Genomic DNA, 19670 nt, shown 5'->3' on the forward strand with positions numbered 1-19670 from the left:
TGGGAGAGTAGGACACCGCCGGACACCATTCACGATGGCCACCCACACGGGTGGCCATCGCTGTTTAACCACCACCTCGCCCCTTCGGCTCCATCGAACGCGGTGCGAGTAGGGTGGTGCGACGGTTGCGGCCGTCTCATCCGCCGGACGGCGGGCCAACTCCACAGAGCACCATCACGACAGGCGAGGAACGCATGGACGACGCAGCATCCGACCGCAACGACCGGGGATCCGGACGGCGCGACGAGCGGCCTCCGCGTTCGGCGGGCTCTGACCGGCCCTCGGGTCGCGGCGGTGCCGGTGGCTCACGTGCCGATCGCGGCGGAGACTCCCGCCCTCGGCGTGAGGGTGATGCGCGTCCGAATCGCGAGGGTAGCTTCCGGTCTCCGGCCGGCGGCGACGCCCGTCCCCGCAGAGACGGCGACGCCCGTCCCCGCAGAGAGGGTGACTCCCGTCCCCGACGTGAGGGCGACTCCCGTCCCCGACGCGACGGTGACGCCCGTCCTCGGCGTGAGGGTGACGCGCGCCCCCGTCGCGAGGGTGATGCGCGTCCGAATCGCGAGGGAGGCGTCCGGTCGTCTGGCGGCGGAGACTCCCGTGCGCGCCGCGAGGGCGGTAGCCGAGACGGAGGATCGCGCCCCTGGTCGGACGATCGCCGGGGCGGGGGAGACCGTGGCACCCGCGGTCGCGACGGCTTCGCCGGACGTGGTGGGCCGCGCGAGGAGCCCGAGCTCTCCGAGGAGGAGCGTGAGCGGCGCTCCCTCCAGTCGGTCCGCCCCCGGCACGACGACCCGGAGTTACCGGACGATGTGCAGGCCAAAGACCTCGACAAGGTCGCCCGCAACGAGCTGCGTACCCTCTCGAAAGACAACGCCGAGTGGGTCGCGCGACACCTGGTGATGGCAGGGCGCCTCCTCGACGAAGACCCGGAGCTCGCCCATCGACACGTGCTCTCGGCAGCGCGCCGCGCAGGCCGCATTGCGGTCGTGCGGGAGTCGCTCGCCATCTCTGCCTACGCGACCGGCGACTTCGCCCTCGCGCTGCGCGAGCTCCGCACCTTCCGACGTATCTCGGGATCCGACGAGCAGGTGCCCCTGATGGTCGACTCCGAGCGCGGCGTCGGCCGGCCGGACAAGGCACTCGAGCTCGGCCGATCCCTGGACCGGACGACGCTCAGCCCCGGCGCCCAGGTCTCGCTCGCCATCGCGATGTCGGGTGCACGCCTCGACCTCGGTCAGGTGGAGCTCGCGCTGATGGAGCTCGAGATCCCTCAGCTCGATCCCGACCGTGCATTCTCGTACAGTCCCGGTCTGTTCGCCGCCTACGCCGTCGTGCTCGAGGAGCTCGGGCGCACGGAGGAGGCGGCGGAGTGGCAGCGTCGCGCCGACATCGCCGAGCGCGCTGTATCCGCCGCGGAGGGTGGAGGAGACGACGAGACCATCGAGGTCGTCGAGGAGGAGGGCGCCGATGTTCCGCAGCAGGACGACTGACCCCTCCCCCCTCGACGGCCGCGATGCCGTGCTGGCCGACCTCGACGGTGTCGTCTACAAGGGGGCCGACGCGATCCCGTTCGCCGTCGAGAGCCTCAACCGCGCGAGCGAGTCCCTCCGCGTCGGGTACATCACCAACAACGCGTCGCGCACCGACGCCTCCGTGGCCGGGCACCTGTCCGATCTCGGATTGAGTGTGCGGCCTGAGGACGTCGTCACGTCTCCTCAAGCCGCCGTCGTGCTGCTCGCTGGACTGGTGCCCGTCGGCTCGACCGTGCTGGTCGTCGGCGGCGAAGGTCTCACGTCCGAGGTCGAGCGGGCCGGCTTCGTGGTCACGCGCAGCGCAGAGGAGTCCCCCGCCGCGGTCGTCCAGGGCTTCGCCCCCGCCGTCGGCTGGGAACACCTCGCCGAGGCGGCGTTCGCGCTGCACACCGGAATCCCGTGGGTCGCGACCAACACGGACTGGACGATCCCGGTCGCGCGGGGGATCGCTCCAGGCAACGGCACACTCGTCTCCGCCGTGCACACCGCCGTCGGGCGCCTCCCCGTCGTCGCCGGTAAACCGGAGCGGGCGATCTTCGACGCCGCCACGGCCAGATTCGGATCCACGAATCCGCTGTTCCTCGGCGACCGCCTCGATACCGACATCGCCGGTGCGCACGCAGCAGGCATGGACAGCGCCCACGTGCTCACCGGGATCGACCGGGCCAAGCAGCTCCTCGCCGCCGACGCGACGTCACGCCCGCAGTACATCCTCGGCGACCTGCGGGAGCTGCATCTGCCCTATCCCGCGACCACGGTGTCTCGCAACGGAACGCATGCGGTCCGCGGAGCGAAGGTGCGGATAGAGGGCGACTCCGTCGTGATCGTGGCGGCCGGAGACGATACGACCGACCTCCTCCGCGCCGCGTGCTCGGCGATCTGGTCCTCCGGCCGCGCCATCTACGGACTCCAGGTCCCGGAGTCGCTCTACAGCTGATCGTGCGCGACGGGCGCCTCGCGGATGACGGCGGTCTCCCTCCGCGGGAACGTGCCCTGCCGCAGCTCCGCCCGCAGGATCAGCGGTAGACGGCCCAGTCGTCCTTCGCGAGCACCGTCGGAGTGCCCCCGATATCGACCAGCCAGCCGGCGTCGTCACGCTCGAGGTAGCGTCCCTGCACGATCTCAGGAGCCCAGCCGCCGTCGCGCGACGAGATCCAGCGTACGAAGCGCACGGTTCCGCCTCGACGGAACAGGGTGCCGTTGTGATCGCTCATGCAGGAATCTTCTTCGCTCGCGGATCGGGGCCGACATCGGGCTCGGGCAGCAGGTGCAGGCCGAGCCGGCCATGGGAGGCGTGGGAGAGCTCCCGCAGCCAGTACGGGTTCAGCTCGACAGCGCTGGTGTCGTCGTACTCGTAGCGCGTGGGAATGCTGGGATGCAGCCACAGCTCGGAACGTCGACCGTCCTCGTCCTCGACGGTCAGGAGGAAGCCCTCACCACGACGGAACCGGGAGGTGATGACGGTCTGCAGGTGAGCAAGCGCGCGGTCGTCGAAAGGATGGGCACTGGCGGGCGCGCCGTACAGCAGTCGTCCCATCCTGCACCTCTTCCCTCGGCGCGCCAGAGGGCATGCCGTCGAGACGACCTTACGTACTTGCTAAGTCGGTTAGCTAACGAAGGGGGAGTCGAGTGCGCTTTCGGTACAGGCACGCGCACCGCGCGCAGAAGTGGTTCGATGGGCGCAGCGAGTTCCCGCTCGGGGCGCCTGCCGCTCGGAAGGTGCCATGCCATGGCCGCACGACCTGATCTCTTCGCTTTACTCACGCGACTGCGCACCGCCGAGCGCGACTACGACTCCCGTGTGGAGCGGCGCCTGCGCATCGGCACCACCGATCTCGCGGCCCTGCGCATCATCGGAGTCGGCGAGCGCGGCGGCGAGATCGTCCGTGCGGTCGGCCTCGCCAGCGGCCTCGGCATCACGACCGCCGCGGTCTCGCTCCTCGTCGACCGTCTCGTCCGCGCCGGCTACGTCGACCGAGTCCTCGACCCCTCGGACGGGCGCGGGCGCATCCTCTGTCTCACCGAAGCGGCGCAGCAGGGCCTCGGGGTCACCGACGGCCCGGCCTACGGTGCGATCCGGCGCTTCACCGACGGCATCCCGGCAGCGCAGGCGGCGAATGCCGCCACGCTGCTCCGCGAGCTGAGCGGCATCCTCGAATCGCAGCCCGCCGCCTCCTGAGGCCCCGCCGTCAACGATGCAGGGTCGTGCTCGGCGGCTCCCCGAAACGAGCCGCGAACGCCACGCTGAACCGGCCGGGATTGCCGAACCCCCAGCGTTGCGCCAGCTCGAGCACCGTCGTCTCATGCGGGTCCGCGGCGAGCAGCTCAGCGCGGACCCGGTCGAGCCGCACCAGCCTCAGGTAGGCGAGCGGGCGCATCCCGAGCACCCTGTGGAACGCCGACTGGAGGCCGCGCACCGTGAGGCCCGCCGCCGCGGCGACCTCGGTCGGGCCGATGGGCTCGGCGCAGTGGGCGTGGATGAACTCGACCGCGAGGCGCACCCGGGCGTTGCGCGGGACGAGCAGCTCGGGTGGGACCGGCGCGGAGCGCGGGGGCACGAGTCCGAGGAGAGCGGAGGCGGTCGCCCGAGTCAGCTCGTCCCAGAGCAGCGGATCGACGCGCTCGCTGCGGAGGGCACGCGCGGAGTCGGCGACGGCCCGGCGCCAGCGTTGCAGCGCAAGATCGTCGGCCTGATGCGCCGAGTCGAAGCTCAGCGGGCCGAGCAGGCCGCGCTCGGCCGCTACGCGATCGACGACTCCCCGGTCGAGGTGGAGGAGCCGCTGGTCGAAGTCGACGTAGTCGAAAGCGAACGGTCGACCGACCGGGAACAGCACGGGTCGGTGCGGCTGCATCACGATCGACGTGCGGTCGACGTCGATGCGGCCGGAACCGGCGACGATCCACTGCACGACGAGGTCGTTCGAGACGCCGACGCCCCCGGCCAGCCGGCCGGACATGCGCGAGGTGCGGAGGGTCATCCCCGTGTCGCCGAGCGCCGCGTAGCGGTAGGCGAAGTCGGAGTCGGTGGTGGCCGCGAGCCAGTCGTCGCCGTTGTACAGCCGCGCGAGCCTGTGGCGGGCCTCGTCGGGATCCTCGCCGCCGGCCTCGAGCCGGACGCGGGGTCGGTCGTCGTCCATGGGTCGTCCCGGAGCTTCAGCGGATCAAGCGCTCGATCAGCTCGCGGTAGCGCGCGGCCGTGCGTTCCACGATCTCGGAGGGGAGGGTCGGCGGGACTCCCCTGCCGTCCCAGTTCGCGGCCATCCAGTCGCGGACGATCTGCTTGTCGAACGACAGGCCGCGTCGACCGGCCGCGTAGGCGTCCGCATCCCAGTAGCGGGAGGAGTCGCTCGTGAGCACCTCGTCGCCGAGCGTGACGACGCCGCTCGCGCGGTCGACGCCGAACTCGAACTTGGTGTCGGCGAGCAGCACGCCGCGCGCAAGGGCGATCACGGCCGCCTCGTCGTAGATACGGAGCGACAGGGTGCGCAACGCCTCCGCCGCGTCGGCGCCGACGATCTCGACCGAGCGCTCGAACGAGATGTTCTCGTCATGCTCGCCCTGCGGGGCCTTCCACGCGGGCGTGTAGAGCGGCTCGGGCAGGCGGTCGCCGTCCTCGAGCCCTTCGGGGAGCGCGATGCCGCAGACGGAGCCGGTGGCCTGGTACTCCTTCCAGCCGCTGCCCGAGAGGTAGCCGCGCACGACGCATTCGATCGGGAACATGTCCAGCGTCTTCACGAGCATCGCCCGGCCGCGGACGGGCGTCGGGATGTCGCCCTCGACGAGGTGGTGGGGGATGTTCGAGAGCTGCCCGAACCACCACAGCGAGAGGGTCGTCAGCAGTTCGCCCTTGCCGGGGATGCCCGGTTCGAGGACCGTGTCGAAGGCGCTGACCCGATCGCTCGCGACGACGAGCATCCGCTCGGCTCCGAGCACCGGGTCGGTGTCGTCGGGGGTGTACAGATCGCGGACCTTGCCGGAGTAGGCATGCCGCCAGCCCGGCAGCGTCGTGGTGTCGAAGGCCAGGGAATCGTCGCGGGTCACCTCCCTATTCTCGCCGATCGCCGGCTCGCGTGCGCGCTGTGCCCGAGGCTGTCAACCACCCGCGCTCTCGGTGCTGGCGCGCCTAGCGTCGAAGGATGACCTCAGAGAGCAGCACCGACGACCAGTACACCTTCCGCGATCCTGCCTCGATGTACGCGGACATCGACACCGAGGAGCAGTACCAAGAGGGCTCGGGACTCGACTCGAAGATGGAGGACCGCGCCGACCGCGGTGAGTCCCGTTACCGGGGCTCGGGCCGCCTCGCCGGACGTCGAGCCCTCGTCACCGGCGGCGACTCCGGTATCGGTGCGGCCGTCGCCATCGCCTACGCGCGCGAGGGCGCCGACGTGGCGATCGTCTACCTCCCCGAGGAGGAGTCCGACGCGCAGAGGGTCGTGGCGCTCATCGAGGAGGCGGGACGCACCGCGGTCGCGATCCCGGGCGACATCACCGACCACGACTTCGCGGTCGGGGCCGTGGCGACGGCGGTCGAGGGTCTCGGCGGTCTCGACATCCTCGTGAACAATGCCGGCAAGCAGCAGTCGGTCGAGGACTTCCTCGAGCTCTCGGACGAGCAGTTCGACGAGACCTTCAAGACCAATGTCTACGCGATGTTCTGGATGACCAAGGCGGCCGTGCCGCACCTCGCGCCCGGCTCGACGATCATCAGCACCTCGTCGATCCAGGCCTACCAGCCGTCGCCGACGCTCGTCGACTATGCCACGACCAAGGCGTCGATCAACACCTTCTCGAAGGCGCTCGCGCAGCAGCTCGCTCCGAAGGGGATCCGCGTGAACGTCGTCGCTCCTGGTCCGATCTGGACTCCGCTGCAAACCGCGGGCGGCCAGCCGCCCGAGAAGCTTCCGGAGGTCGGCTCGCAGACGCCGCTCGGACGCTGGGGTCAGCCGGCCGAGCTCGCCCCCGCCTACGTGTTCCTGGCATCGCCCGAGTCGAGCTATGTCATCGGCGAGACTCTGCACGTCAACGGCGGCATGCCTACGCCGTAACACTCGGCGACGACCGGCGGGTCCGGCCGGTGCAGGGGAGCGTGCTCGCCCGGCATCGGCGGGACCCGCCGTTTTGGTTGTCGTAACAATCGACCGCCGCCCAGCGTCCTGCGCGAGGCTCGGGTCATGACCGACGCGCTGCCCATCCTCGACCTGTCCCGCCTCGACCACGGGGAGGCGGAGGCCGCCGCCTTCCGCCGCGACCTCCGTGAGACCACGCACGACGTGGGCTTCTTCTACCTCACCGGCCACGGCGTGCCGCACGAGCTGCTGGACGAGGTCCTCGCGGTCTCCCGTCGCTTCTTCGATCTCCCTGAGGAGGAGAAGCTCGCCATTGAGAACACGGCGAGCCCGCAGTTCCGGGGCTACACCCGCTTCGGTGCCGAGCTCACCAACGGAGACGTCGACTACCGCGAGCAGGTCGACATCGGAATCGAGCGCCCGGTCGTCGAGGCGGGGCCGGGCGTGCCCGACTACGAGCGACTCGAGGGTCCGAACCTGTGGCCGGAGGCACTGCCCGAGTTCCGCGTGCTCTTCGAGCGCTGGCACGCGGAGTTGGCCGCGGTGGCGATCCGCTTGCTCCGCACGTGGGCCGTTGCCCTCGATGCGCCGGCCGACGTCTTCGACGAGGCTTTCGCCGAGAAGCCGTTCTCGCTGGTGAAGGTCGTCCGGTACCCGGGCACCTCCGACCCCGAGCCCCAGCAGGGAGTCGGCGCGCATCGCGATGGCGGCGTGCTGACGCTCCTGCTGGTCGAACCGGGCAAGGGCGGATTGCAGGTCGAGCACGGCGGCGAGTGGATCGAGGCACCGGCCCTCCCCGGCGCCTTCGTCGTGAACATCGGCGAGATGCTCGAGCTGGCCACCGGCGGCTACCTCAAGGCCACGCTGCACCGAGTGATCTCGCCGCTCGTCGGCACCGACCGCATTTCGATCCCGTACTTCTTCAACCCGGCGCTGTCGGCGACGATGCCCTCGCTGCCGCTGCCCGAGGACCTGAAATCAGGCCTCTCGGTCGACCCGACGAACGCGCCCATCCTGGAGACGTACGGCGAGAACGCGTTGCGGTACCGCCTCCGCGCGCACCCCAACGTCGCCGAGCTGCACCATGCCGACCTCCTGGCTCGGACGCGCTGAACGAGAGCGGAGACGTACAGAGGGGCCTTTTCTCCGCCAGTGGCGGGAGAAAAGGCCCCTCTGTACGTCTCAGGGTGTCAGCAGCTCGCGGAGGCGAAGGGGACGGCCGCCGAGAACGGAGGCTGCCCGCTCGCCGAGCCGGTCACCGTGGCCGAGCCGGCCGGAGTCGACTTCAGGCGCGTGCTGTACGCGGCCGACGCCGAGGACCCGGGAGCGACCGAGGCGAAGGTCTTCGTGCCGTAGCCGGTCGTGACCGTGATGTCGGCCGCGGCGGTGTCGTTGTTCTTGACCGTCACCGTCAGCACGACCTTGCCCGCGATGCACCGCGTCGAGGCGGCCGGGGCCAGCTCGAGGGTGTCGAGCGAGACCGGGGCCGAGGTCGAGGTCTTCACGAGCTTGTCCGCATAGCCGTTGTAGGAGGCGGTGACGCTGCCCACTCCCGCCGGGACCGTGGCGCGCGCGGTGCCGCCCGAGAGCGGGACGGTGCTCGTCCACGAGCCTCCGGCGAACGTGACCGTGCCGACGACCTGCCCCTTGTCCGCCGCCGCGACGGTGGCCGTCGCCGTGCCGCCGCTGACGGCGAGGGTGGTCGTCGAGTCGACGGCGGCGACAGACGTCCAGCTCCTCATCGCGGTGAGGACGGTCTGCGGGACGCTCACGAACGCTCCGTGCCGCGGGCTCGCCGGCAGGCCGCCCTTCGTCGAGACGTTCCAGTCGGCCGACTTCGAGAGGCGCGAGGCCTGCGAGCTGCCGGCGATGGCGGCGCCGCTGGTGACGAAGGCGCGATAGCCGCCGCTGCCGTAGTTGTCGACGAGGAACGCGTAGCCGTCGCCCGTGCCCGTCGTGTCGTTCGGGTCGCCCGCGTTCAGCTTGATGATCTCGGGCCCCTCACCCGCCTGGCCGGTCTCGAGCGACGTCATGTTCGTGTCGGTCAGCTGCCACGTCTTCGACGGGTCGGCGTTCCAGTTCGACGAGGTCGTCGGCGCGGTCAGCACCTTCGACTTCTCGAGGAAGATGTCCTTGCCCGCCTCGAGGCCGTCGGCCGCGCCGCCCTCCTCGTTCTTGGTGAAGCGGTAGTAGGTGTCGCCGATCTTGGTGACCGTCGAGTCGATCCGCGCGAAACCGGTGTCCTGCCACGTGGTCGGCGGGGAGGTGAAGGTGCGGAAGTCGCGAGTGATCACCGAGAAGACGCGGGAGTAGAGCTTGTCGGTGTTGCTGTGCGTCGCGTCGGAGTAGAGGCGCGAGGAGAAGAAGACGACGTACGACTGGAGTGCGTCGTCCCAGTACGCCTCGGGCGCCCAGGTCATGCCCGCGGCGGGCTGATTGACCGTGATGCCCGTGTCGGCGCCGTTGGTGCGCGTCCACGTGACCAGGTCGGTCGACTCCCAGACCTCGATCTTGAGGCTGCCGTTGGACTGGGCGGGGCCCCAGCCGGTGCCGCAGGAGATGCACAGATCGGTCGCGACCATGTAGTACTTGTCGCCGTTGTGCGATCGGAGGATGAACGGGTCGCGCAATCCCCGGGTGTCGGTCGTCGACGTGATGACCGCCTGGCCGTTGTTCACCGGCGAGAAGGTGAAGAAGTCGTTGCCGGACGTGGCCGCCTGGTAGATCTTCTCGTCACCGTCCGACTTGAAGTACGCCGAGGCGTAGCCAGCATCGGGCGCTTTGCGGCCCAGCTCCGCCACGGAGACGGTGAAGGAGCGCGACTCCGAGGCGCCGTTGAGCGTCGCGTTCGCGGTCAGGGTGACCGTCTTGTCGCCCGCGCCGTAGGCCGGCCGCGTCACGACTCCTCCGCCGCGGTACGGGTCGGCCGACCCGACCGCCGGGGGCGTGTAGGAGGTGTTCGTGCCGGTGACCAGCGCAGGGTCCGAGGAGGTCCACGTGATGGCGGTGCCGTTCTTGGGCCCGGTCACTACGAGGGGGAGGTTCTCGGTGGTGCGAGGAGTGAGCTGCAGTGCGTCGAGGTCGTCGTTGATGCGTGGTGCGAGCACGACGACGTCGAAGGTGAGCGTGGTGCCGAGGCTGGTTGTTGCCGTGAGCGTGACCGGGGTGTCCTTGGTGATCGTGCGCGAGACGACTCCGGTGTTCGACACGACGGAGGGCGCGGACGACGCCCAGCTCAGAGCGACGCCGCTGCTGGAGGCGGGGAGCGTCAGGGAACTGGACACGCGGTCGAGGGCGGGGTTGCCCGCCAGCAGCACAGGCAGGACGTCGGAGCGCAGCAGCGCCGAGGTCGAGGCCGCCTTGGACGCGGCCGTGGGCATGCTCGCGGTCACCTGGTCCGCGGTGAGCGAGGTGTCCCAGAACTTGACGTCGGTGACGTCGGCCGTGAGCAGGGCGTCTCCGGTGTACAGCGACCGGCCGAGGTAGCCGAGTGTGGATCCGGTCGGGACGATGTTCGCCATCGACGCGGTGTGGGTCGTCGTCGAGATCTGCGTGCCATCGCGGTAGAGCGTCAGCGTCTGGCCCGAGCCGACGAGCGTCAGGGTGGTGAAGCCGGGGTTGAGCCCGCCGCCGAAGGGGAGGCGGGTCTCGCCGTTGCCCGAGTCCTTGACCCGGATGCCCGCGAGGACCTGATTGCCGCCGTCGGGCGAGAGCGGGTTCACGAAGACGTGGTTGCCGAGCTGCGTGGTGTTCCACGGGCCGACGCCGTCGCCGATCACCCAACCGAACTGGTTGGCCGCCGTCTGCGTCTTGACCGTGTACTCGACCGAGAAGTTGTTGTCGGTACCGGTGACGAGTCCCTGCGGGAGGGAGGCGTAGCCGTCGTTCTTGAACCGCGCGACAGCGTCGCCGCCGGCATCGACGAAGGAGGCATCGGTGAGACCGGTCAGGGTCGCGTTGCGACCGTTCACGGAGATGTCGAGCAGGCTCGATCCGGCGTGCGACATGTCGTAGTGGGCCGTGGGGGCGGGGAGAGCGGCCGCGGAGGCGGAGACGGGCACCAGCGCGCCGGTCAGGGCGACGCTCGTGCAGGCGAGTGCGGAGAGGAGCAGGGAGCGGGCGCGGCGGCGGGGTGCGGGCCGGGTGGGCTCCAAGGAGCGTCGTCTCATCGTCGAGACCTTTCCGATCAAGGGGTGGTGCGAGCCTCCTGAGAGGCGGCGCATGTGTTCACGTTAACATGTGCGGCCTCCCGGACGATCATCATTCTGGGCGCTCCGAAGCCGTACTGGCTCGGCGAGGACCTGCGCGGGCGTGCCGTCGTGGCATAGCGTGTACCCACGGCGTCCCGGTCCCCGATGTCGACTCCTGTCTGTCTACGAACGAGGACCACGCATGAAGACACTTCTCCACATCGGAGGCTCCCTAACGCTCGACGATGCAATCGCCGATGCGGTGCTCCGCTACTCGCTGGCCCTCGCCGAACGGTTCAGAGCGGAAGCGGTGACACTCTCCGATGACTCGGCGCCGGACTCCACGGTGGTGCTGACCCTCGGGTTCGGCATGCCGTTGGCCATCATCGGCAGCTCAGGCGCTCCCGAGTCGAGCGAGGACCTCCTGCGCCGCATCGCGGAACTGGAGGGCACGCTGAACGGCGTGGGCGCCTCCGATGCCGACCCGCGGGCCGACTGGGACGGCAGAGAGGACTACTGAGGCGGGCGGCGGTAGTCGCGGATGATCTCCTGTGCGAGCGTCGTGATGGGCGTCGACGTCGACCGCGACCGCGACCGCAGCACCTCGAATGCCCGCTCGACCGTGATGTGGTGCGCGTAGGCGAGGATGCCCTTGGCCTGCTCGATGAGGATCCGGCTGTCGAGCGCGTGCTGCAACTGTTCTTGCGTGACGACGCTCTCGCGTAGCGCGCGCTGGTGCAGGATCCCCACGGTGGCCACATCGGCGAACGCCTGAACGAGAGCGATGTCGTCACCGTCGAGAGCCCCGGTGGCGGCCTGGAACAGGTTCAGCGAACCGATCGTCGTGCCGCGGGACCGCATCGGGACACAGTGCGCGGAGCGGATGTCGAGCTCGATCGAGAGCTCGCGGAACTCGGCCCAGCTGTCGTCGACCCTCCGGGTGTCGGGCACGACAACGGGGGCACCGGTCTCGTAGCAGCGGATGCAGGGGCCAGAGCCCCGGTCGAGCTGCAGGAGCTCGATCAGCCGGGCATCCTCATCGGTCGAGGCGAGCACCTCGAGGGCGCCGCTGGGATCGGCGAGCACCAGCCCGGCCGACACGGCATCGAACAGAGTCGCACTGCTCTCGACCAGCGTCTGTGTGAAGTCGACGACGTCGTAGTCGTCGACGAGCGTGTCGGAGAGAGCGACGAACGTCTGGATGACGCGGCTCTCGCGGGCGTTCGTCACCATTCTTCGTCCTCGGTCGTGAGGGGTCGGTCGGGGAATCCGTCGTGTTGGCTCACGATGTCTTTCGCGACGTCGATGACCGCACGACGCTGGGCGAAGGCATGCGCTCGGAGCAGGAGGTGTGCCTCCTCAGGAGACGTGCGGTATCGGGCGATGATCATGCCCGTCGCCTGGTGCACCTCTCGTCGCGAGCGCGGGTTGCTGCTCTCGTCGTTCTCCGCCTCCTCGCCATCCCGCAGGACGGCCGCGAGGACGAGGAGTGCGGTTGCCGCGGAGGAGGCGGTGATGCCGTTCAGCTCGGCGCGACTGAGGCTGCGCGGCCGGCGCGAGTAGAGGTCGATAGCCCCGATTGAGAGCCCGGCGATCGAGAGCGGGAACGCGAAGACCGAGCGGATGTCGATCGCGGCGACGGCGTCGCTGAAGAGCGGCCAGCGGGCTTCGGAGGCGGTGTCGGGCACTGAGACGGGTGCCGTGTCCCGCACCGCGTCCCAGCAGGGGCCCTCGCCCAGGTCGAGCTGGATCTCGTCGAGTCGCGTAGCCGTGTCGTCGCTGGCCGCGACGGTCTCGCCTCCGAACGGGCCGCCGAGGGTTGAGATCGCAACGCCGTCGACGGGATAGCCGCGCAGATACGGTCCGTAGAGGGCGTCGGAGTCGGTCATCGCGTTCACCCTAGCCGCCACCTCTCCCGGGATGAGGGGTGCGCGGAGTCGGATAGTGAGGAGTCCACGGAGATCAGAGCGCGCTCTCAGCATCGAAGTCATTGGTGACGATGGTCAGCGCGGTGTGCGAAGTGATCAGGATCAGAGCGGAGTTCGTGCGCCCCTCTCCGTAATTGACCCTGAGCCACTGGGGGGCAGAAGAGGCCAGGGCGGCGTCGACTTCGGCCCGGAACTCGTCGACAGTGCGGTCGCCGACCGTATAAGGCATGCCGTTATAGACGATGTCGAGACGTTTCACGGGTGCGGCTCTCGCTCGGGCGGCCGTACGGGCTCGGGCGGCTCCGAGATGATGTACAGGCCGCCCGAAGAGTTCGCGAGATCGGTGAGCGCAGCGATCCACGCGGGGTTGATGCGTGGCATCCGCCCACCGAAGTACTTATAGCGCAGCGAGTGCGAGGGGTGCAGCCAGATCGCGCTCCGGCCGTCGCCCATGCTGTGGTCATCCCTCCAGCTGAGGAGGAACGATTCGTTCCGTCTCAGTTTCGCCGTGATCACGATCTGGAGGTGCGCGAGGACCCTGTCCTCAAAGTCGATCTCGATAGTGCCGTCGTAGTGAAGTTTTCCCATCTCGGCGTCTCCAGGCTCCCTCGAGGCCGCGGGCGGCCTTCTTCCACTGTCTCGCACCGGGGTGCGGGGGACAAGCGGGGCTGCCAGACGGGCGCTCTTCTGGTAGGAGGTGTTTCGGCAGGCGCATGCGCCCAGATGTCGGAGCTGTCAACCGTCTCACTCCTCCCGGGGACGGGCGTCGAGGATAGGCCCTATGAAGCACATCCTCTTCGCGGACAAGACGATTGTGGTGGGCGACGACGCGGCCGACGCGTTGGTCGAGTACGCCGTCGCGCTCGCCGCGCGAAGCCAGGCCGACGACGTCGAGTACCTCGGGATCGGGGCGGACGGTGCGACGGTCCGGGTCACCTTCCTGGTGAATGCGGCGTCCGCGTTGGTGGTGGAGACGACTCCCTCCGATCTACCCGAACCGGACAACACGGACGAGATTAGGCGCATCCGCTCTCGCATTGACGCTCTCACCGGGACTCACCCTGTCCAGCCCGCCGTTCATCCGATCACCTCGGACTTCGACGTCGAGAGCGGGTTGGAGTTCTGAGGCCCCGGGCGGGGCTGCGGGCATCGCTAACACCCCTGGGGGGAGACGTAAAGCCCCTGATCCACGGGCCGGCACCCGCCATACCGTAGGGCCCGACCGACAAACCGGTGGAGAGCCGGAGGGTCGGGCTCGGGGACGCTGCTGTCCCCGGTCGGAGAGGGCGGTGCGGCATGACCTGCGAGATCCCGTTCTGGGTGCGATTAGCTCGCAAGGAGCCTCAACGTGCCATCGTGCGTGGTCGCGTCTTCGAGATCGGCGCTCCCGATGAGAGCGACGGCGCCGTCCTGCTCACGGTGTGGGAGAAGGGGCGCGTGATCGGGCACGTGCTTCCGACGCATCCGCCGACGTACCGCGCCTGTTCGCAGCGGGCCGAGACTCCGCCGCGACGTGTTGACGGGGTGGAGGACCTGCTCGAGATCCTGGTGCCCACGCGGGTCACGGCGGTCGCCGCTCGCCGGGCCGCCCGAGGCTGACCCGTGCTCGCCGTGCTCCGGCGAGACACCAGGGCGGAGGATCTCGCCAGCCTGCGCGGGGGTCGTCAGCGTCGCGGCTCCTCGCTGCGCACCTCTGACGCCGCCTTGTCGGCGCGCCAGCCGCGCCACACGGGCTGCCGCAACGTTCCGGAGGCGGTGCGCTCGCGGTAACGGACCTCGCCGACGAGCACCGGCCTGACCCAGTGCACTCCGCGGGACTCGAGCGGAGGGACCGACACCGCCGGCTCGTCGCTCGTGAGCCTGGCCAAGCGATCGACGAGCCCGCGACGCTCGCGATCGCTGAAGCCGGTGCCCACCCGACCGGAATAGACGAGCCGGCCATCATCGTCGGGGATCGCCGTGAGCAGGGAGCCGACCGAGCCCCGCAAGCCTCCCTCGCCGTCGCGCCAGCCGACGATGACGACCTCTTGCACGCGATGGTGGGTGAGCTTGACCCACTCGCTCGAGCGGACGCCTGGGCGGTAGCGCGCGTCGCGACGCTTGGCCACGACCCCCTCCAGGCCGAGCGCCAGGCTCGTCGCCATCGCCTCGTCGAGGTCGCCGTCGAAGGCCGCTGGCACGTGCACCTGCTCGTTCTCGGCGACGAGCCGTTCGAGTGCGGCGCGACGGGCGTCATAGCCCTGCGCAGTCGCGTCCGTGCCGTCGAGCGTCAGCAGGTCGAACACCATGAGGTGCACCGGCGTCTCTCGCGCCGCCGCCTCGATCTCGCGCGGCGTCGTCAGCCCGCCGCGCGTCTGGAGCAGACCGAAGTCGGGACGGCCTCGCGCATCGAGTGCGACGATCTCGCCGTCGAGAACCGCGTCGACCGGAACCGCCTGCGCGAGCGGCGCGAGGAGGTCGGGAAAGGTCGCCGTCAGGTCGTTGCCGTTGCGACTCGTGAGGGTGATCGCTTCTCCGCGTCTCTGCACGAGCGCGCGGTAGCCGTCCCACTTCATCTCGATGGCGGAGTCGGGGTGGACATCCGAGGGGCGGCCGGCGGTCGCGAGCATGGGCCGGACGTCGGCCGCGGGCACGCCGAGACGCGCGGAGGCGCCCGCTGTCCCGCGCGCGGCGGCTCCGCGCCCGGATCGCGCGCGCGAGGAGGAGTCCGGCGCCATGAGGTGCAGCAGCCAGTTCTGTGCATCGCCGCGCCCGCCCGTGGCTCCCGTGTGCAGCAGCGCGTATCGCCGAGGCCGGCCGCCGAGCCCGCCGTCGTTCCGCCCGGTCAACACGGCGATCACCTCGTCGCCCTCCCGCCACTTCTCAAGGGTGTAGCTGCCCTCGTCCCAGATGCGCGCCTCACCGCCTCCGTACTCGCCCGCGGGGATGGTGCCCTCGAAGGTCGCGTACTCGAGCGGGTGATCTTCGGTCTGCACGGCGAGCCGGTCGGGGTCGCCGTCGAGCGGCGGTCCCTTCGGCACGGCCCAGCTCACTAGCACGCCGTCGTGCTCGAGCCGGAAGTCGTAGTGCAGGCGCCGCGCGCGATGCTCCTGAATGACGAAGGTGTCGCCAGAGCCCGACCTCGCCGACTCCCCTGCGGGAACCGGCTCGGGCGTCTTCGCGGCGTCGCGCATGCTGCGGTAGGTGGCGAGCCGATCGGCGGAGGTGGCGGTCGCCGCGAAGCCGGCGAGGCGCTCGGGAGTCGGCTCGAGGCCTGCGCCACGAGCGGCCAGCAGGGGACGCAGCAGGTCTCCGGAGGCGCGGAGTCGTTCGATCACCTCCTCCGGCCCGAGGTGGCGGAGGCCGCTCGCCCCCAGCTCCTCCCACGTGCGCGGCGCTGCGACCCGGGGCAGCAGGCGCCCGCGGAGCGAATACGGCGAGATGGTGGTCGCGGCGGCGCTGTTCTGGCTCCAGTCGACGAGGACCTTGCCCTCGCGGAGGGTCTTCTTCCTGTCCGAGACGACGAGCTCGCGATGATCGGCCTCGAGGGCTGTGGCGAGTTCGTGCGCGACGGCCGAGACCTGCTCGCTCGAGGCGGAGGCGTCGAGCGGGCAGTAGAGGTGGACACCCTTGCTCCCGCTGGTGACCGGCAGCGGTGCCAGTCCCATCCCCTCGAGCAGCTCGCGAGCGAAGAACGCGACTTCGGCGCACTCGGCCAGGCCCGCGCCGTCACCCGGATCGAGGTCGAGCACGAGACGGTCCGGCGGGCGGTGCGTTCCGCCGGAGTCGACCCGCCATTGCGGGACATGCAGTTCGAGCGCCGCCTGCTGCGCGAGCCAGGTGAGTCCTGCGACCTCGTCGATCAGGGGGTAGTCGACCGCGCGGGACGAGTGCTCGATGGTGATGCGGCTCAGCCAGTGCGGCGCGGAGGCGGGGAGGTTCTTCTCGAAGAAGACGTCGCCCGGGTGCTCGGCCGTCCCGACTCCGTCGACCCACCGCTTGCGTGTCACGGGCCGCCGGGCGAGGTGCGGCAGCATCGCGGAGGCGACGGCGGCGTAATAGGAGAGGACATCGGCCTTGGTGAACCCCGCTTCGGGATAGACGACCCGCTCGAGGTTCGTGAGCCGGAGGCGACGCCCACCGACCACGACGAGCTGGGGCGACGAGGACGACATGTCTCCAGAGTGGCCGACAGGGGCCCGCCGGGGGAGGGGCTCGCGTCGATCGGGGGGATGGCTCCGTCGAAACGAGGCAGAGAGAGGGCTCGCGGCCCACGCACGGCTGAGATCGATAGCCTGGCGCTCCCCGCCTCGAAGGAGCTCCCGTGTCCGTTCCGCTCACCGACATCCCGCTCACAACGATCGACGGCGCCTCGTCGACCCTCGCCGACTACCCGCCGGTGCAGCTGATCGTCAACGTCGCCTCCCGGTGCGGCCTCGCACCCCAGTACGAGAAGCTCGAGGCGCTCCAGAAGAGCTACGGCGATCGCGGGTTCACGGTGCTCGGGTTTCCGAGCAACCAGTTCTTGCAGGAGCTGAGCGACGAGGATCGCATCAAGGAGTACTGCTCGACGACCTGGGGCGTCACCTTCCCGATGTTCGAGAAGGTGCGGGTGAACGGCCGCTCCGCGCACCCTCTCTACGCCGCGCTCACGACAACGAAGGACGAGAACGGCAAGGCCGGGCGGGTGAAATGGAACTTCGAGAAGTTCCTGATCACCGCGGACGGCACGGTGCACCGCTTCCGCCCGACGGTCGAGCCCGACGATCCGCGGATCATCGCGGCGATCGAGTCCTCGCTCCCGAGCTGAGTCTCGGAGCGGCCGGCAGCGACGCTCCCAGCCGCCCTGTGCCGGAGCGCCGCCGCCCGAGGGGGCTCCTCCATGGACACCGAGAGCGAAGCCCGCGACGAGGGCCGAACGCGATCAACGGGCGCGCAGGCCCACCGCCGCACGGGCCTCCGCGGGCTCGATCCCCTCGGGGCACACGATGTCCGAGACCTCGAACGGCGTGGCCCGCGAGAACGGGATCATCTCGATGCCCTCCACATGACGCAGCAGCACGAGTCCGCCCTCGCCCTCGCGGAGGCTCCGGCGCACCTGACGCAAAAAGATGCCGGCCATCTCGAGTTCGACGACGAAAGACCTGCCGCTGACGTCGATCCGACAGCCGATCACGGGCTGCGACGCGACCGACACCGAGTCGGGCACACGCCGGGGCTCCGCCTGCTGATCCTTGCGGGGAGTCGCGACCGGGGTGAGCGTGGGAAGGCTCGTCGCTCGTGCGGTGTTCGTCATCGTCGTCTCCGTCCGTCGACGTCCCGCCGAGGTTCTGCGGGACGCTGTCCCACGACGCTAGCCCGCGGCCCGCGAAAGGGGGCGGGGTTGACGGGCCGCCCTTCCGTGCGCATCAGGCCTCAGGAGCCCTGCTGCGGCTCCTGCGGTTCGGGCAGGACCGACAGTTCGCCGTGCATGCTCGCGACGCTGAGCATCTGCTCGATCCACTGCCGGTTGAGCTTGGGCTGATGGGCCTCCGTGAAACGGAAGTGCAGCGGCACCGACGGGTGCAGCCAGACCGAGCTGCGGCCATGACCGCTCGAACTGTCCTCGAGCCACGAGAGCGAGAAGGCTTCGTTGCGACGCAACTTCGAGAGGACGGCGACCTTGAGGTGCGCGAGGACACGCTCCTCGAACTCGATCTCGAGGTTCTGCGGTCCGTAGATGAGCGTGGCCACGGGGCCCTTTCGTTCGTCGGGCGGTCCCAGACGGACGGCTCCTCGGGGACGGTATCCGCTCGGGTCCCGCCCTGCGCAATCGGGTCGGAGACACGCCGACACCCCATTGACAGCCTGTCCGCCCGACCGTAGAGGCGCGTCTCGCCTCACCCCCGCCCTGGCTCATCCCATCCGGTCTGCGGTGTCGCGCACGTGCCGCGGAACACGTACTGCGAAGGCAGCTTGCGCTGATGGGAGGACCAGTCGATAGCCGGGCGCCGCTGCTCGGGAGGCAGATAGCCGAGCCGATACACCGCCATCAGCTCCAGCTCCGCCGGGACCGCGAGCAGCGATTCGATCCGCGCCCACGCGCCGGGCACCTCCATCGGGAAGGACACGAACTGGATGCCCATCCCGACCTCGACCGTGGTCAGCCAGACGTTCTCCATCGCGGCGCCCATGCTGAACACCGAGTAGAAGGAGGAGAGCTCGCCCGGCCGGTATTCGGAGCGGTCGAGCATCACGCCGAGCAGCAGAGGGGAGCCCGCGACGAGCCTGCGGTTCTCCTCGCCGAGCGCCTGCGGCACCCGCAGCGAGTTCATCAGGAACTGCCCGCGCTTGGTGAACACCTGCTTCGTGAACGGCCGGAGGGGGGCGGGCAGCCTGTCGAAGAGCATCCCGTCGCGTCGGCGCTCCATCTCGTCGGCGCTGAAGCGGAAGTACGGCTTGTAGCGCTCGAAGAACGTGCCGTTGGACATCGCCGTCGTCATGCTCTCGCCGCTGATCGCCGCGATCCGCTCGATCGTCTCGCGCTCCTCCACCAGCACGAACCGCCAGGGCTGGCTGTTGAGCTGCGAGGGCGCTCGGCCCGCGACCTCCATGAGGAGGCGCTGGTGTTCCTCCGAGACCGGGTCGGGCAAGAACGCGCCGTTAGTGGTCTTCCGGCGGCGGACGACATCGAGGAACTCCATGCCTCGATCCTGCCTCGTCCGCGGACGGACGGTACCATCGCAGGGTCCTGTCCCAGCCGACGGAAGCGGTGGAACGATGAAGACCCGGTCCATCCTGTACCTCCTGGGAGGCGTGTTCGTGCTCGGCGCGGGCATCAACACGGCGGTCGCGGCGCACGGCGTCTCGGTGCCGAGCCTCGTGACCATGGCCTGCGGAGCGCTCATCCTCGCGATTGCCGGAGGCCAGGCGCTGCGCTCGTGGCGCGCCGGCTCCTCAGACCGCGACCTCGACCCTCCCCGCTAGGAGCGC

General features: G+C 69.9%; 24 protein-coding genes. 10 read left to right on the forward strand and 14 right to left on the reverse strand.

Translation table 11 applies throughout. From position 1 onward, the window contains the following. Positions 1 to 305 precede the first annotated feature (305 nt). Positions 306 to 785: a hypothetical protein gene (locus ITJ45_RS10810; RefSeq protein WP_194610461.1), complete on the reverse strand. Its 480-nt coding sequence runs from the start codon at positions 783 to 785 to the stop codon at positions 306 to 308. Positions 786 to 809: 24 nt separating this feature from the next. Here ITJ45_RS10810 and ITJ45_RS10815 point away from each other — a divergent pair, with 24 nt between their 5' ends. After that, positions 810 to 1490: a hypothetical protein gene (locus ITJ45_RS10815; protein ID WP_194610459.1), complete on the forward strand. Its 681-nt coding sequence runs from the start codon at positions 810 to 812 to the stop codon at positions 1488 to 1490. Further along, positions 1468 to 2469 (forward strand): HAD-IIA family hydrolase, encoded by a 1002-nt coding sequence (locus ITJ45_RS10820; RefSeq protein ID WP_194610457.1) that lies wholly within the window; start codon positions 1468 to 1470, stop codon positions 2467 to 2469. The genes ITJ45_RS10815 and ITJ45_RS10820 overlap by 23 nt, the downstream gene beginning before the upstream one ends. Before the next feature lie 79 nt (positions 2470 to 2548). On the opposite strand, the gene ITJ45_RS10825 is transcribed toward ITJ45_RS10820, so the two are convergent. Then, positions 2549 to 2746, reverse strand: a complete 198-nt coding sequence (locus tag ITJ45_RS10825) for a hypothetical protein (RefSeq protein WP_194610455.1) — start codon at positions 2744 to 2746, stop codon at positions 2549 to 2551. Next, entirely contained in the window at positions 2743 to 3069 is a 327-nt protein-coding gene (locus ITJ45_RS10830) for a hypothetical protein (protein ID WP_194610453.1), read from the reverse strand. Before ITJ45_RS10830 ends, ITJ45_RS10825 begins: the two co-directional genes overlap by 4 nt. Positions 3070 to 3261: 192 nt before the next feature. Between ITJ45_RS10830 and ITJ45_RS10835 the strand changes: the two genes are divergently transcribed. Continuing rightward, a complete protein-coding gene (locus ITJ45_RS10835) occupies positions 3262 to 3711 on the forward strand; it encodes a MarR family winged helix-turn-helix transcriptional regulator (RefSeq protein ID WP_194610451.1) in 450 nt (149 codons plus the stop codon). A gap of 10 nt (positions 3712 to 3721) precedes the next feature. Here ITJ45_RS10835 and ITJ45_RS10840 read toward each other — a convergent pair whose 3' ends face one another. Further along, positions 3722 to 4669: an AraC family transcriptional regulator gene (locus ITJ45_RS10840; RefSeq protein WP_194610449.1), complete on the reverse strand. Its 948-nt coding sequence runs from the start codon at positions 4667 to 4669 to the stop codon at positions 3722 to 3724. A gap of 16 nt (positions 4670 to 4685) precedes the next feature. Beyond that, a complete protein-coding gene (locus ITJ45_RS10845; protein WP_323743025.1) occupies positions 4686 to 5573 on the reverse strand; it encodes a phosphoribosylaminoimidazolesuccinocarboxamide synthase in 888 nt (295 codons plus the stop codon). Positions 5574 to 5668: 95 nt separating this feature from the next. On the opposite strand from ITJ45_RS10845, the gene ITJ45_RS10850 reads away from it, so the two are divergent. Continuing rightward, entirely contained in the window at positions 5669 to 6580 is a 912-nt protein-coding gene (locus ITJ45_RS10850; RefSeq protein WP_194610447.1) for a glucose 1-dehydrogenase, read from the forward strand. A gap of 126 nt (positions 6581 to 6706) precedes the next feature. Further along, a complete protein-coding gene (locus ITJ45_RS10855; protein ID WP_194610445.1) occupies positions 6707 to 7714 on the forward strand; it encodes an isopenicillin N synthase family dioxygenase in 1008 nt (335 codons plus the stop codon). A 77-nt stretch (positions 7715 to 7791) separates the two neighbouring features. Here ITJ45_RS10855 and ITJ45_RS10860 read toward each other — a convergent pair whose 3' ends face one another. Beyond that, entirely contained in the window at positions 7792 to 10770 is a 2979-nt protein-coding gene (locus ITJ45_RS10860; RefSeq protein WP_194610443.1) for an immunoglobulin-like domain-containing protein, read from the reverse strand. Positions 10771 to 10993: 223 nt separating this feature from the next. On the opposite strand from ITJ45_RS10860, the gene ITJ45_RS10865 reads away from it, so the two are divergent. Then, positions 10994 to 11311 carry a hypothetical protein gene (locus ITJ45_RS10865; RefSeq protein ID WP_194610441.1) on the forward strand — a complete coding sequence of 106 codons (318 nt, stop codon included), beginning with the start codon at positions 10994 to 10996 and terminating at the stop codon, positions 11309 to 11311. Here ITJ45_RS10865 and ITJ45_RS10870 read toward each other — a convergent pair. The 4 genes from ITJ45_RS10870 to ITJ45_RS10885 all read right to left on the reverse strand — a co-directional run bounded on the left by ITJ45_RS10870 (position 11305) and on the right by ITJ45_RS10885 (position 13307). Further along, a complete protein-coding gene (locus tag ITJ45_RS10870) occupies positions 11305 to 12024 on the reverse strand; it encodes a GAF and ANTAR domain-containing protein (RefSeq protein WP_194610439.1) in 720 nt (239 codons plus the stop codon). The two genes, ITJ45_RS10865 and ITJ45_RS10870, sit on opposite strands and share 7 nt — an antisense overlap. Next, positions 12018 to 12680 (reverse strand): GAF and ANTAR domain-containing protein, encoded by a 663-nt coding sequence (locus tag ITJ45_RS10875; protein ID WP_194610437.1) that lies wholly within the window; start codon positions 12678 to 12680, stop codon positions 12018 to 12020. Before ITJ45_RS10875 ends, ITJ45_RS10870 begins: the two co-directional genes overlap by 7 nt. A 73-nt stretch (positions 12681 to 12753) precedes the next feature. Next, positions 12754 to 12978 carry a hypothetical protein gene (locus tag ITJ45_RS10880; RefSeq protein WP_194610435.1) on the reverse strand — a complete coding sequence of 75 codons (225 nt, stop codon included), beginning with the start codon at positions 12976 to 12978 and terminating at the stop codon, positions 12754 to 12756. Then, a complete protein-coding gene (locus tag ITJ45_RS10885; RefSeq protein WP_194610433.1) occupies positions 12975 to 13307 on the reverse strand; it encodes an ATP-dependent DNA ligase in 333 nt (110 codons plus the stop codon). Before ITJ45_RS10885 ends, ITJ45_RS10880 begins: the two co-directional genes overlap by 4 nt. 193 nt (positions 13308 to 13500) lie before the next feature. Here ITJ45_RS10885 and ITJ45_RS10890 point away from each other — a divergent pair, with 193 nt between their 5' ends. Both ITJ45_RS10890 and ITJ45_RS10895 read left to right on the forward strand, forming a co-directional pair. Beyond that, entirely contained in the window at positions 13501 to 13845 is a 345-nt protein-coding gene (locus ITJ45_RS10890; RefSeq protein ID WP_194610431.1) for a hypothetical protein, read from the forward strand. Positions 13846 to 14015: 170 nt separating this feature from the next. Continuing rightward, positions 14016 to 14318 (forward strand): hypothetical protein, encoded by a 303-nt coding sequence (locus tag ITJ45_RS10895; RefSeq protein ID WP_194610429.1) that lies wholly within the window; start codon positions 14016 to 14018, stop codon positions 14316 to 14318. Between the two features lie 65 nt (positions 14319 to 14383). On the opposite strand, the gene ITJ45_RS10900 is transcribed toward ITJ45_RS10895, so the two are convergent. Then, entirely contained in the window at positions 14384 to 16873 is a 2490-nt protein-coding gene (locus tag ITJ45_RS10900; protein ID WP_194610427.1) for an ATP-dependent DNA ligase, read from the reverse strand. Between the two features lie 149 nt (positions 16874 to 17022). On the opposite strand from ITJ45_RS10900, the gene ITJ45_RS10905 reads away from it, so the two are divergent. Continuing rightward, positions 17023 to 17508 carry a glutathione peroxidase gene (locus ITJ45_RS10905; protein WP_194610425.1) on the forward strand — a complete coding sequence of 162 codons (486 nt, stop codon included), beginning with the start codon at positions 17023 to 17025 and terminating at the stop codon, positions 17506 to 17508. 114 nt (positions 17509 to 17622) lie between these two features. On the opposite strand, the gene ITJ45_RS10910 is transcribed toward ITJ45_RS10905, so the two are convergent. The 3 genes from ITJ45_RS10910 to ITJ45_RS10920 all read right to left on the reverse strand — a co-directional run bounded on the left by ITJ45_RS10910 (position 17623) and on the right by ITJ45_RS10920 (position 19381). Further along, on the reverse strand, positions 17623 to 17994 hold the full coding sequence (locus tag ITJ45_RS10910; RefSeq protein ID WP_194610423.1) for a hypothetical protein: 372 nt from the start codon (positions 17992 to 17994) through the stop codon (positions 17623 to 17625). Between the two features lie 119 nt (positions 17995 to 18113). Next, on the reverse strand, positions 18114 to 18431 hold the full coding sequence (locus ITJ45_RS10915) for a hypothetical protein (protein ID WP_228493884.1): 318 nt from the start codon (positions 18429 to 18431) through the stop codon (positions 18114 to 18116). Between the two features lie 146 nt (positions 18432 to 18577). Next, positions 18578 to 19381, reverse strand: coding sequence for a nitroreductase family protein (locus ITJ45_RS10920; RefSeq protein ID WP_194610421.1), 804 nt, complete (start codon positions 19379 to 19381; stop codon positions 18578 to 18580). 76 nt (positions 19382 to 19457) lie between these two features. On the opposite strand from ITJ45_RS10920, the gene ITJ45_RS10925 reads away from it, so the two are divergent. Next, positions 19458 to 19664, forward strand: a complete 207-nt coding sequence (locus ITJ45_RS10925) for a hypothetical protein (protein WP_194610419.1) — start codon at positions 19458 to 19460, stop codon at positions 19662 to 19664. The last annotated feature ends 6 nt before the right edge of the window (positions 19665 to 19670 follow it).

The sequence above is a fragment of the Rathayibacter sp. VKM Ac-2879 genome (assembly GCF_015351245.1).
In the GTDB taxonomy this organism is placed as follows: Bacteria; Actinomycetota; Actinomycetes; order Actinomycetales; family Microbacteriaceae; genus Rathayibacter.

Excerpts from the sequence above, each read along its gene's own strand:
- ITJ45_RS10875 (WP_194610437.1), bottom strand. The coding sequence starts at position 12,680 with ATGACCGACTCCGACGCCCTCTACGGACCGTATCTGCGCGGCTATCCC.
- ITJ45_RS10860 (WP_194610443.1), bottom strand. The coding sequence starts at position 10,770 with ATGAGACGACGCTCCTTGGAGCCCACCCGGCCCGCACCCCGCCGCCGC.
- ITJ45_RS10910 (WP_194610423.1), bottom strand. The coding sequence starts at position 17,994 with ATGACGAACACCGCACGAGCGACGAGCCTTCCCACGCTCACCCCGGTC.
- ITJ45_RS10820 (WP_194610457.1), top strand. The coding sequence starts at position 1,468 with ATGTTCCGCAGCAGGACGACTGACCCCTCCCCCCTCGACGGCCGCGAT.
- ITJ45_RS10825 (WP_194610455.1), bottom strand. The coding sequence starts at position 2,746 with ATGAGCGATCACAACGGCACCCTGTTCCGTCGAGGCGGAACCGTGCGC.
- ITJ45_RS10925 (WP_194610419.1), top strand. The coding sequence starts at position 19,458 with ATGAAGACCCGGTCCATCCTGTACCTCCTGGGAGGCGTGTTCGTGCTC.
- ITJ45_RS10890 (WP_194610431.1), top strand. The coding sequence starts at position 13,501 with ATGAAGCACATCCTCTTCGCGGACAAGACGATTGTGGTGGGCGACGAC.
- ITJ45_RS10830 (WP_194610453.1), bottom strand. The coding sequence starts at position 3,069 with ATGGGACGACTGCTGTACGGCGCGCCCGCCAGTGCCCATCCTTTCGAC.
- ITJ45_RS10855 (WP_194610445.1), top strand. The coding sequence starts at position 6,707 with ATGACCGACGCGCTGCCCATCCTCGACCTGTCCCGCCTCGACCACGGG.
- ITJ45_RS10895 (WP_194610429.1), top strand. The coding sequence starts at position 14,016 with ATGACCTGCGAGATCCCGTTCTGGGTGCGATTAGCTCGCAAGGAGCCT.
- ITJ45_RS10900 (WP_194610427.1), bottom strand. The coding sequence starts at position 16,873 with ATGTCGTCCTCGTCGCCCCAGCTCGTCGTGGTCGGTGGGCGTCGCCTC.
- ITJ45_RS10865 (WP_194610441.1), top strand. The coding sequence starts at position 10,994 with ATGAAGACACTTCTCCACATCGGAGGCTCCCTAACGCTCGACGATGCA.
- ITJ45_RS10840 (WP_194610449.1), bottom strand. The coding sequence starts at position 4,669 with ATGGACGACGACCGACCCCGCGTCCGGCTCGAGGCCGGCGGCGAGGAT.
- ITJ45_RS10835 (WP_194610451.1), top strand. The coding sequence starts at position 3,262 with ATGGCCGCACGACCTGATCTCTTCGCTTTACTCACGCGACTGCGCACC.
- ITJ45_RS10885 (WP_194610433.1), bottom strand. The coding sequence starts at position 13,307 with ATGGGAAAACTTCACTACGACGGCACTATCGAGATCGACTTTGAGGAC.
- ITJ45_RS10920 (WP_194610421.1), bottom strand. The coding sequence starts at position 19,381 with ATGGAGTTCCTCGATGTCGTCCGCCGCCGGAAGACCACTAACGGCGCG.
- ITJ45_RS10870 (WP_194610439.1), bottom strand. The coding sequence starts at position 12,024 with ATGGTGACGAACGCCCGCGAGAGCCGCGTCATCCAGACGTTCGTCGCT.
- ITJ45_RS10850 (WP_194610447.1), top strand. The coding sequence starts at position 5,669 with ATGACCTCAGAGAGCAGCACCGACGACCAGTACACCTTCCGCGATCCT.